Below are 10667 nucleotides of genomic sequence, written 5' to 3' on the forward strand. Positions count from 1 at the left end.
CCCGCCGAAATTAGCCGACGATGACCTGGTTCTTGCCCAGGCGCTTGGCGGTGTACATCGCCGCGTCGGCGCGGGCGAACACGCTGCTCAGCTCGGGATCGCTGGCTTTCAGGTAGGTCAGGCCCAGGCTGGCGGTGACGCGGAAACGCTCGCCGTTCTCGGCGGTAAACACCACGCGCTCGATCTCGCGCTGCAGGCGTTCGGCGATCTGTTCGGCCAGATCCGGCTGACAGCCTGGCAGCACCGCGGCGAATTCCTCACCGCCGATGCGCCCGAACAGGTCGCTCTGGCGCAGCACGGCGGCGCCGCAGCGGGCCACCTTTTGCAGCACCTGATCGCCCATCTGGTGGCCGTGGGTGTCGTTGATACGCTTGAAGTCATCGATATCCAGCAGCAGAAACGCCAGCGAGGAAGCAAACTGCCGCGCCCGCTCGAACTCGGCACGAGCGCATTCGAAGAAGTGCCGGCGGTTGCTGCTCTGGGTCAGCACATCGGTAGTGGCCAGACGCTGCAGTTCGCCTTCGAGCTGCTTCTTCTCGGTGATGTCTTCGGCGATACCCACGATGATCGGGCCCTGGCCACGATCGGCGCGGCGGCCGAGGAAACACTTGTCGCTCAACCAGCGCAACTGCCCGTCGCCACGGATGATGCGGTACTCACGGGTTTCCACCGCGCCCTCGTCGAGCACGGCGAGCATGCTCTTCTGCGCAAACTCGACGTCATCCGGATAGATTGCGTTGCGCCACTCACCGTAATCGGCCAGCAGCAGGGCCGGCGAGCGACCGAAGATGCGCTCGTAGGCCGGGCTGACGTAGATCATCCGCTGCGCCTGCCAGTCGAACGCCCAGAGCACGGCGTTGACGCCGCCCAGCAGGGTGCTGAACAGTTGCTCGCGCTCGCCCAGGCGGGCAGCCTCCGCGCGCGCATGCATCAGCGCCAGCAATGTCTGCGCATCGCCGCCCGGTAGCATGCCCATACCCGAATCACCCTGATTACTCGCCAGCCGCATAGCCTTCTTCCTGAAACGACCGTCGCGATTGCGACGGTACTGCATGTTGAGAATGCTGTTCAGAGAGCCGGCCAGAAGCAAAGTTCCGGCCGGCTGCAGGCCTTGTGCTTGAGCCGATGGAAGGTCAGGCGATGGCGACCGACGGGCGCAGTGAATAGGTCCGCAGATGCTCGGCGAATTCGCGCAGCGACTGGATGCCGCTGGCTTCCGCTTCGTGCACCCACTGTTTGATCGCCGCCAGCATTTCGTGGCCGTTCGAGCTGGTTCGCGTCCAGATCTGCTGCAGCGCCAGACGCTTCTCGTAGATCACCTTGAGCGACTGGCTCTGCGCCAGCATGTCGTCGATGTGCGCCTGCTGCTCCTGCTGCAGCAGACTCGGCTCCCGCGCCAGCAGACGCTTGGCCCGGCGCAGTTGATGACGCAGCGTGGCGTCGGCGCGGCCAAGTTCCTGGCGCACCAGCGGCACTATGACCAGCTTTCGGTACTGCGCCATGATCTGGAAACGGTTGTTGAGGATCGCCATGGCGCTGTCCATGTCCAGCTGCTGCTTGCCCTCGATGCGGTGGGCGATCGGCGCCGTACGGTTGACCTTGGCCAGCCGCAGCAGGCTGAACAGGCGAATCCAGGCCCAGCCCATGTCGAACTCCCATTTGCGCACCGATAGCTTGGCCGAGTTCGGATAGGTATGGTGGTTGTTGTGCAGCTCCTCGCCGCCGATGAGGATGCCCCAGGGCACGAGGTTGGTCGCCGCATCACGGCATTCGAAGTTGCGATAACCGACCGCGTGACCGAGACCGTTGACCACACCGGCGGCCCAGAACGGAATCCAGATCATCTGCACGGCCCACACGGTGAGGCCGAGCACACCGAACAGCGCCAGGTCGATCAGCAGCATCAGCACGATGCCGGTATTGGGAAAACGCGAATAGAGGTTGCGCTCGATCCAGTCGTCCGGGCAGTTCTTGCCATAGATGCGCAGGGTTTCCTCGTTCTTCGCCTCTTCCATGTACAGCTCGGCGCCCTTGCGCAGCACCGTGCTAAGACCCTTCTGCACCGGGCTGTGCGGGTCATCGGGGGTCTCGCATTTGGCGTGGTGCTTGCGGTGGATCGCGGTCCACTCGCGGGTGTTCATCGCCGTGGTCAGCCACAGCCAGAAGCGGAAGAAATGCTTGAGCGCCGGATTCAGCTCCAGCGAGCGGTGCGCCGAGTAACGGTGCAGGTAGACCGTGACGCTGACGATGGTGACGTGAGTCAGCAGCAGCGTGGTCGCGATGAGTTGCCAGACCGACAGGTCGAGTAAACCGGTGTGCCACATGATAACGGGGTGCCTCTTGCAGAACGGTGCGCCAGCGACGTCCGCTGGCGTCCACCTGCCTTCAGCCTAACACCAGGCGTCGGCGAGTCTAGGAAACAGCCCGACCGACCGTCTAAAAGCTGGTGATTTTTTAGCCAGATTCGGCTGCAATCGCTACGCTTCGGTACGTGGCGCCATGCTGACGTGCATTCCCGAAAGACGCTATCGGCCGTACTGGCATAGAGCTATCATTGTTTCTTTTTTGCCTTGGAAAGTTGCGGCTCATGCAAACGTCGTACGTCGAGCGCAGCACCTCGCGCCTCTGGCCGGCCCGCCGATGACGAACGCCGGCATCACCACACCCCACTGGATCTTCACGCTCGGCAGCCTGCTGCTCGTGCTGCTGTTCGGTAGCCTGGCATTCAATGACTACCGCGCGCGCGATGCCGCCTGGCACCTGGAAATCGACACCCACGGCGAACTGCAGAGCCTGGCACTGCAGAGCGCGCAGCTCAATCAGCGGCGGCAGGCCGACATGGTCGCCACGGCGCTGGCCGGCAATGCCGAAGTGCTGCGCCAGGTACGCCAGATCGATACGGCGCTACGTGATGGCCGGGCCATGGACGATGCACGTATCGAGCTGGCACGTCAGCGTCTGCGCGCCGCGTTGAGCCCGGCCTGGAGCGCCATGCAACGCCACGGCGCGTTGCAGTTGCAGATCTTCTGGAGCGACGCTGGGGTCGCCCTGCTGCGCATGCAGCAACCGGAGCGCTTCGGTGACGCAATGGCGGCGCAGCGCCCGATGCTGCGCCGCGCGATGAGCGAAGGCAGCATGCAGTACGGCATGGAGGTCAATGCGCTCGGCGCCAGCAGTCGCGCCATCGTTCCTTTGCGTGCCACCGACAGCGAGTCCGGCGAGATCATCGGCGCCCTGGAAGTCGGCTACAACGTGCTGCCGGAATTGCCCGAGCTGGGCGATCAGCTGGCTGCCGGGCTGGCGCTGGTGGTCAATCGCCAGGCACTGCAGGCGGCAGACGTGGAAGCCCCCAGCGGCGTGCAACTGCGCAGCGACGGCGACTGGCTGCTGATCAAACATTCGGCGACACAGATTCTGCACTGGGCGCAGCAGAGCATGCTGCCCGAGCCGGAGAGCGGCCTGGCCTTGCGCCTGCTGAGTGCCGACGGCCGCACCTATATGCTCAATCAGATTCCCCTGCACAGCGACCGTCGGGCCCAGCCATCGGCGCCGCTGCTGGCAGCGGCGCTGGTCTGGCGCGACATCACCGCGATGCAGCAGGAGCACCAACAGGCCGAGCGCCGGCTGCTGATCAAATGGAGTCTGGCCTGGCTGATCGCCGAGGCGCTGCTGTTGACCCTGGCGGTACTGCTGCAACGGCGCATCGGCGCGCAGCTGCAGCATCAGTTCAGCCAGCAACAGCAGGGCCGACGCCGCCAGCGCCTGCTCGACCGCGCACAGAAGATCGCCAGCCTGCTGCCCGGTGTGGTTTTCCAGCTCAAGCGCTTCGCCAACGGCCGCTATGCCTTTCTCTATGCCAGCGAGGGCGCACGCGACCTCTACGGCATCGACCCGCAGCGGCTACTGGAAGATGCTTCCCAGGCCCTGGTGCACGTTCACCCGCAGGATCTGCCACGACTGAAAGCCGCACTGCTGCGTGTGGCTGCTGGGTCGACAACCGGCTCGGTGGAGTTCCGCATCCAGCATCCGCAACGCGGTTTGCTCTGGGCCGAGGGACGTGCCACCGCCGAGCGACGTCCTGACGGCACCGTGCTCTGGCACGGCTTCGTGACTGAGATCACCGAACTGATGGAAGCCACCCGCGCGCTGCAGAAGAGCGAGAGCCGCTTCCGCGCCATGGTCAGCAACCTGCCGGGCGTGGTCTACCGCTGCCGCAACGACGGCCGCCGGCGCATGAGCTACCTGAGCGACGGCATCGAACGCCTGACCGGCTACCCGGCCGGCGATTTCGTCGGCGACCGCGTGCGCAGCTACGCCAGCCTGATCCACCCAGACGACCTCGAGCTGGCCCGGCAACACGCCGAGCAGGACACCTTCGAGGGCGTCTACCGCCTCATCAATGCCGAAGGCCGCACCGTCTACGTGCGCGAAAAGGCCCGCGTCCTGCACGAGCGCGACGACCCTGTCGGCTGGTGCGACGGCTTCATCTGGGATGTCACCGACCAGGCGCTGGCCAAGGAAGAGATGCAGGAGCGCGAGCGCTACCTGAGCATGCTGATCGACAACGTGATCGACGCCATCATCATCATCGACGCCCGCGGCATCATCGAGACCTTCAACCACGCCGCCGAACAGATCTTCGGCTACAGCGCCGCGGAGGTCATCGGCCGCAACCTGTCGATGCTCATGCCCGAACCGGACCGCTCCGCCCACGACGGCTATCTGGAGACCTACGAAAGACGCGGCATTCCTCGCGCGCTGGAACAGAACCGCGAACTCACCGCCCTGCGGCGTACCGGCGAAACCTTCACCATCGAGTTGCGCGTGTCGCAGATCAACCATCACGGCGAGCGCCGATTCATCGGCCTGGTGCGCGACATCACCGAACGCAAGCGCATCGAGCGGATGAAGAGCGAACTGGTGTCCATCGTCAGCCACGAGCTGCGTACGCCACTGACCTCGATCTCCGGTGCCCTCGGCCTGATCGTCGGCGGTGCCTTGGGCGAACCCTCGCCAAACATGCGCCAGATGATCAGCATCGCCCACCAGAACAGCCTGCGCCTGGGGCGCCTGGTGGACGACCTGCTGGACATGGACAAGCTGGTCGCCGGCAAGATGACCCTCGACCTGCGCGCGCATGCGCTGCCGACGCAGCTGCAACAGGCAATCGCCGCCAATCAGGGCTACGCCAGCAAGCATGGCGTCACGCTGGAGCTGCTGCCCGCGCCGGACGTGCAGCTGATGGCAGACGACGACCGGTTGCAGCAGGTACTGGCCAATCTCATCTCCAATGCGGTCAAATTCTCGCCGCAGGGTGGCACCGTTACGCTCGGCAGCGAGCGACGCGATGACTGGGTGCGAATCTCGGTACGCGATCAGGGACCGGGCATCGCCCCTGAATTCCACACACGAATCTTCCAGAAATTCTCCCAGGCCGATTCCTCCGACAGCCGCCAGAAGGAAGGCACCGGCCTGGGCCTGGCCATCAGCAAGGAACTGATCGAACACATGCACGGCCGGATCGGTTTCGATTCCGAGCCCGGCGAAGGCGCCTGTTTCTGGTGCGATTTACCAGTCGCGCCGCTGGCGCAAGATCAATCCTGATGCTTCCGTTAAGCGGACGCGCACGCAAACGACCCCCGGAGGCACAATGGCCGAGCTAAGGCGCATCCTGCACGTTGAAGACGATCCGTCGATTCAGGCGGTGACCAAGCTGGCCCTGGAGGCCGTTGGCGGATACGAGGTGCTGTCCTGCTCCTCTGGTGCACAGGCGCTGGAGGAAGTCGAAGCCTTCGCCCCCGACTTCATCCTGCTGGACGTGATGATGCCGGGCATGGACGGCCCGCAGACGCTGCTCAGGCTGCGCGAGCGCATCGACCTGGAACGGATTCCGGTAACATTCATGACCGCCAAGGTGCAGCCGAGCGAGATCGAGCACCTGCGCAAGCTGGGCGCGCGCGACGTGATCGTCAAGCCGTTCGACCCGATGCAGCTGGCCGAGCAGATTCGCAGCATCTGGCTGAGTGGCCGATACTAGGCAGAACTGCTTAAGCCCCGGTCGTGAAACGCTGCCGACCGGACGCCCCCCACCGAACCAGCAAGGCGCGACGATGGAGTCACCGCAACACAGCACGACGCCGATGCCATCGACCGCCCAGCCGCGCGAGCTGTCACGCCTGGCAGCGTTGCTGCGCTACGAAATCCTCGACACCCCCGAAGACAGTGCATTCGATGACTTCACCGCGCTGGCCGCGCAGATGTGCGATACGCCCATCGCGCTGATCTCGCTGGTCGACGATCATCGTCAGTGGTTCAAGAGCCGCGTCGGCCTCGACGTCAGCGAGACCCCGCGGGAAATCTCCTTCTGCACCTACACCATCGCCGGCGACGAGATCTTCGAGGTACCGGATACGCTGCAGGACCCGCGTTTTAGCAACAACCCACTGGTGCTCGGCGACCCGCAGATCCGCTTCTACGCCGGCACGCCGCTGACCTCGCCTGATGGCTACAACCTCGGCACCCTGTGCGTGATCGACCGCCAGCCGCGGCGGCTCAGCGCGGAGCAGCGCGAAACCCTGGAGCGCCTCGGACGCCAGGTGATCCGCCTGTTCGAGCAGCATCTGCTGGCGCACCGCCACGCCGAGCAGGCGGCACTGCAACAGGCCATCCTCGACAGCGCCTCCAGCGCCGTGCTGGTGACCCGCCCCGACGGCGTGGTCACCAGCGTCAACCCGACCGCCGAGCGTCTGCTCGGCTACAGCGAACAGGCGCTGGTCGGCCATCCGTTGACCGCCGCGCTGTTCCGCCCGGAGGCGCTGCAGCGCCGGGCACTGCTGCTTTCCAGCGAATTGCAGATGCCGGTCGAGGCCGATTTCTCGGTGCTGAGCGCGCCGCTGCACCGCGGCCGACGCGACATGTCCGAATGGCGCCTGCGCCACCAGAACGGCAACGAGGTGCCGGTGCTGCTGGGCGTGAGCGCGATCCATGACGAGCAGGAGCACCTGCGCGGCTACCTGGTCAATGCCTACGACCTGGCCTATCAGGAGCAGTTGCAACTGCGCCTGCAGCAGATCGCCGCGCAGGTCCCGGGCATGCTCTTCCAGTTCCATTGGCGCGCCGATGGACCGGCGTGCTTTCCCTATGTCAGTGAAGGGGTCGAGCAGATCTACGGGCTCAGCCCGGCGCAGCTGGCCAGCAGCTTTGCGCCGATCGTCGGCCGGGTCCACGGCCCCGACCGCAGCGCCCTGTTGCTCAGCATCCGCCAGGCGGCTCGTGAACTCACGCCCTGGCACAGCGAGCACCGTGTCGAGCACCCGCACAAGGGGCTGATCTGGGTCGAGGCGCGGGCAACCCCGCTGCAGCAGGTCGACGGCTCGGTGCTCTGGCACGGCTTCGTTACCGATATCACCGCGCGCAAGGCCGAGCAGCTGGAGCTGGACAAACAGCAGGAGATGAACCGGCGCCTGCTCGAGGCGCTGAGTGAAGCGGTGATCGCCTGCGATGCCGAAGGCAATCTGACCCTGTTCAACGAGAAGGCCAAGCAGTGGCATGGCGCCGATGTCGCCCCGTTATCGCCGAGCGAATGGGCCCGCCATTACCGGCTGTACCGCGCCGATGGCGTCACCCCGCTGGAACCCGAAGAGATTCCCCTGCGCCGCGCCCTCAATGGCGAGCACGTCATCGATCACGAGATGGTGCTGCTGAGCAATGGCGCACCACGGCACGTGCTGTCCAACGCCGACCCGCTGTACACCTCCGATGGCCAGCGAATGGGCGCGGTCGTCGTGCTGCACGACATCACCGAACGCAAGCGCATCGAACGCCTGCAGCGCGAGTTCATCTCCACCGTCAGCCATGAGCTGCGCACGCCGCTGACCTCCATCACCGGCGCCCTGGCGCTGATCTGCTCGAACGTCATGGGCGAAGTGCCCGAGTCGATGCACGAGCTGCTGGAGATCGCCCAGCAGAACAGCCAGCGCCTGAGCGCGCTGATCGACGACCTGCTGGACATGGACAAGCTGCACGCCGGCAAGATGCGCTTCGACATGCTCGAACAAGCGCTGCAACCCCAGCTGGAGCTGGCCCTGCGCAGCAACGGCAGCTACGCCGAACGGCATGGCGTGCAGCTGCACCTCGGCGCCTGCCCGGCAGTGAGCGTGACGGTCGATGCCATGCGCCTGCAGCAGGTGCTGAGCAACCTGCTGTCCAATGCAGCGAAGTTTTCCCCTGCCGGAGAACGGGTCGATCTGTCGGCGCGGGTCAGTGACGGCAAGGTTCGGGTCAGCGTCCGAGACCAGGGCCCGGGAATTTCCGATGAATTTCGTGCGCGGGTATTCCAGAAGTTCGCCCAGGCAGACTCGTCCGACAGCCGCCAGCAAGGCGGAACCGGACTGGGCCTGGCGATCAGCAAGGAGCTGATCGAGCACATGGGCGGGCAGATCGGCTTCGAATCCGAGCCCGGCCATGGCGCCTGCTTCTGGTTCGAACTACCCGCACAAGACCAGGCCAAGGAGAGCCCGTGATGAAACAGCTCAAGCGTATCCTGCACGTCGAAGACGTACCGTCCATCCAGGTGGTGACTCGCATCGCCCTGGAAAAGCTCGGCGGCTTCGAAGTGCTCAGCTGTCAGTCAGGCCAGGCCGCGCTCGACCAGGTGCAGGCCTTCGCTCCGGACCTGATCCTGCTCGATGTGATGCTGCCGCAGATGGACGGCATCGAGCTGGTTCGCCAACTGGCCGATCTGGTCGACCTGCAGCAGACGCCGGTGGTGTTTCTCACCGGCCATCTGCAGCCCGAACGGCTGCAGGAGTTGCGTCAGCTCGGTGTGCGCCAGGTGCTGGGCAAGCCCTTCGACCCGCTGCAACTTGCCACCCAGTTGCGGCAGATCTGGGAGGCCGAGCATGGATGATCGCGCCCGCCTGGCGCTGCAGGAGCAGCTGGCGCAGCTGGAACAGCAGTTCGGCGAGCGCCTGCAGGCCGACCTGACCGACCTCGCCGCGCTCGCCCAGGATCTGCAGCAGACCCGTGCCACCGCCAGCCGTCGGCTGGTGATGCTGAGCATCCGCGAGCGCCTGCATCGGCTGGCTGGTGCCGCCGGCACCTTCGGCTTCGCCAAGCTCGGGGAGCGCGCCAGGCAGCTGGAGCAGCGCGCCGATCGCTGGCTGGATTCGGCCAAGCCGGGCAGCCGCGCCGCCGAGGCCTTCGCCCGCGCGGTGCTGCAGTTGGCCGGCGAAACCCCTGGCCAGGAACGCGACGGCGCGGCGGAACTACCGGAGCACCACGAGGAGCCTGCCCCCGGCTGTCGCATCTACCTGATGAAGGCCGATCCGGTCGCGGGCGCCAGCATGGCGGTGACCCTGCGCAACTTCGGTTATCTGGTCAGCCAGTGGCCCAACTTCGCCGCACTGCAAGCGGCCGTGGCCGATGAACTGCCCGACGCGCTGATCGTCAGCGTGCAGCAGGACAGCGATTTCGACGCGCTCGCCGCTCTGCAGCAAGGCCTCGAGCAGCCACTGCCGCTGCTGGTCATCCACGACCGGGCCGATTTCGCCAGCCAGCTGGCCGCGGTGCGTGCCGGCGCCCAGGGCTTCTTCGTCCGCCCGCTGGATATCACCCAGCTGGAGAACAGCCTGGAGCGCTGCCTCGATCGCCAGCAGGGCGAACCCTTCCGCGTGCTGATCGTCGATGACGACGTCGAGTTGGCAGCACGCTACAGCCTGGTGCTGCGCAATGCGCAGATGCAGGTGCAGATACTCACCGAACCTACCCGCGTACTGGAGACCATGCGCAGCTTCAACCCCGAGGTACTGCTGCTGGACGTCAACATGCCGGACTGCTCGGGGCCAGAGCTGGCGCAGATGATCCGCCTGCATGACGAATGGCTGCGGGTGACCATCATCTACCTTTCCGCCGAGACCGATACCCACCGGCAGATGGCGGCGCTGCTCAAGGCCGGCGACGATTTCATCACCAAGCCGATCAGCGATACCGCGCTGGTGGCCGCGGTGTATTCCCACGCCCAGCGTGCGCGCTCGCTGAGTACGGCGCTGGCCCGCGACAGCCTGACCGGCCTGCTCAAGCACGCCGATATCAAGGAACAGCTGGCGTTGGAAGTGCAGCGCACCACCCGCACCGGCAAACCCGCCAGCGTGGTGATGCTCGACCTCGATCATTTCAAGCAGATCAACGACACCTATGGGCATGCCGCCGGCGACAATGTGATCCGCGCCCTGGCCAACCTGCTGCGCCAGCGCTTGCGGCGTATCGACAGCCTCGGCCGCTACGGTGGCGAGGAATTCGTCGCCGTGTTGCCCGAATGCTCGGCCCTGCAGGCCCGACGCATTTTCGACGAAATCCGCGTGCGCTTCGCTGCGCTGAGCTTCAATGCCGGCGACCAGGAGTTCCGCGTGACCTTCAGTGCCGGCATCTGCGAAACCGACGGCCACAGCGCCTCCGGCCTGCTGCTCGAGCACGCCGATCAGGCGCTGTACGCGGCCAAGCACAACGGCCGCAACCAGGTGCAGATCGCCCAGCGCTGAGCGCACGGCCCTTTCGGCGGCGAACCGCTGTGGTCCGGACGGGTCTGACTATACTGATCTGATCCCGGTGACCGCGCGGTAGCGAGGCAACTGGGGATTCTGTGCAGTCATCCCCGGCGGAAGGAGTCC

At 65.5% G+C, this 10667-nt stretch carries 7 protein-coding genes; 5 read left to right on the top strand and 2 right to left on the bottom strand.

What is annotated here, in order from left to right; translation table 11 throughout:
* Nucleotides 1-10: 10 nt before the first annotated feature.
* Nucleotides 11-1009, bottom strand: a complete 999-nt coding sequence (locus LW136_RS22170; RefSeq protein ID WP_042926639.1) for a GGDEF domain-containing protein — start codon at nt 1007-1009, stop codon at nt 11-13.
* Between the two features lie 124 nt (nt 1010-1133).
* On the bottom strand, nt 1134-2324 hold the full coding sequence (gene desA, locus LW136_RS22175) for a delta-9 fatty acid desaturase DesA (protein ID WP_234174237.1): 1191 nt from the start codon (nt 2322-2324) through the stop codon (nt 1134-1136).
* 316 nt (nt 2325-2640) lie between these two features.
* Between desA and LW136_RS22180 the strand changes: the two genes are divergently transcribed.
* The 5 genes from LW136_RS22180 to LW136_RS22200 all read left to right on the top strand — a co-directional run bounded on the left by LW136_RS22180 (nt 2641) and on the right by LW136_RS22200 (nt 10538).
* Nucleotides 2641-5604 (top strand): PAS domain S-box protein, encoded by a 2964-nt coding sequence (locus LW136_RS22180; RefSeq protein ID WP_234174239.1) that lies wholly within the window; start codon nt 2641-2643, stop codon nt 5602-5604.
* 46 nt (nt 5605-5650) lie between these two features.
* The gene (locus LW136_RS22185) at nt 5651-6037 is read left to right on the top strand and encodes a response regulator (protein ID WP_014822179.1); all 387 of its coding nucleotides are present in this window, start codon (nt 5651-5653) and stop codon (nt 6035-6037) included.
* Nucleotides 6038-6110: 73 nt separating this feature from the next.
* On the top strand, nt 6111-8522 hold the full coding sequence (locus LW136_RS22190; protein ID WP_234174241.1) for a PAS domain S-box protein: 2412 nt from the start codon (nt 6111-6113) through the stop codon (nt 8520-8522).
* Nucleotides 8522-8908, top strand: a complete 387-nt coding sequence (locus LW136_RS22195) for a response regulator (RefSeq protein ID WP_014822181.1) — start codon at nt 8522-8524, stop codon at nt 8906-8908. Before LW136_RS22190 ends, LW136_RS22195 begins: the two co-directional genes overlap by 1 nt.
* On the top strand, nt 8901-10538 hold the full coding sequence (locus LW136_RS22200) for a diguanylate cyclase (RefSeq protein ID WP_234174243.1): 1638 nt from the start codon (nt 8901-8903) through the stop codon (nt 10536-10538). Before LW136_RS22195 ends, LW136_RS22200 begins: the two co-directional genes overlap by 8 nt.
* Nucleotides 10539-10667: the final 129 nt, after the last annotated feature.

Source organism: Stutzerimonas kunmingensis (assembly GCF_021432085.1).
In the GTDB taxonomy this organism is placed as follows: domain Bacteria; phylum Pseudomonadota; class Gammaproteobacteria; order Pseudomonadales; family Pseudomonadaceae; genus Stutzerimonas.

What these genes read in the sequence shown, in the direction of transcription:
- desA (WP_234174237.1), bottom strand. Translation starts at nt 2,324, where the DNA reads ATGTGGCACACCGGTTTACTCGACCTGTCGGTCTGGCAACTCATCGCG.
- LW136_RS22185 (WP_014822179.1), top strand. Translation starts at nt 5,651, where the DNA reads ATGGCCGAGCTAAGGCGCATCCTGCACGTTGAAGACGATCCGTCGATT.
- LW136_RS22190 (WP_234174241.1), top strand. Translation starts at nt 6,111, where the DNA reads ATGGAGTCACCGCAACACAGCACGACGCCGATGCCATCGACCGCCCAG.
- LW136_RS22170 (WP_042926639.1), bottom strand. Translation starts at nt 1,009, where the DNA reads ATGCGGCTGGCGAGTAATCAGGGTGATTCGGGTATGGGCATGCTACCG.
- LW136_RS22180 (WP_234174239.1), top strand. Translation starts at nt 2,641, where the DNA reads ATGACGAACGCCGGCATCACCACACCCCACTGGATCTTCACGCTCGGC.
- LW136_RS22195 (WP_014822181.1), top strand. Translation starts at nt 8,522, where the DNA reads ATGAAACAGCTCAAGCGTATCCTGCACGTCGAAGACGTACCGTCCATC.
- LW136_RS22200 (WP_234174243.1), top strand. Translation starts at nt 8,901, where the DNA reads ATGGATGATCGCGCCCGCCTGGCGCTGCAGGAGCAGCTGGCGCAGCTG.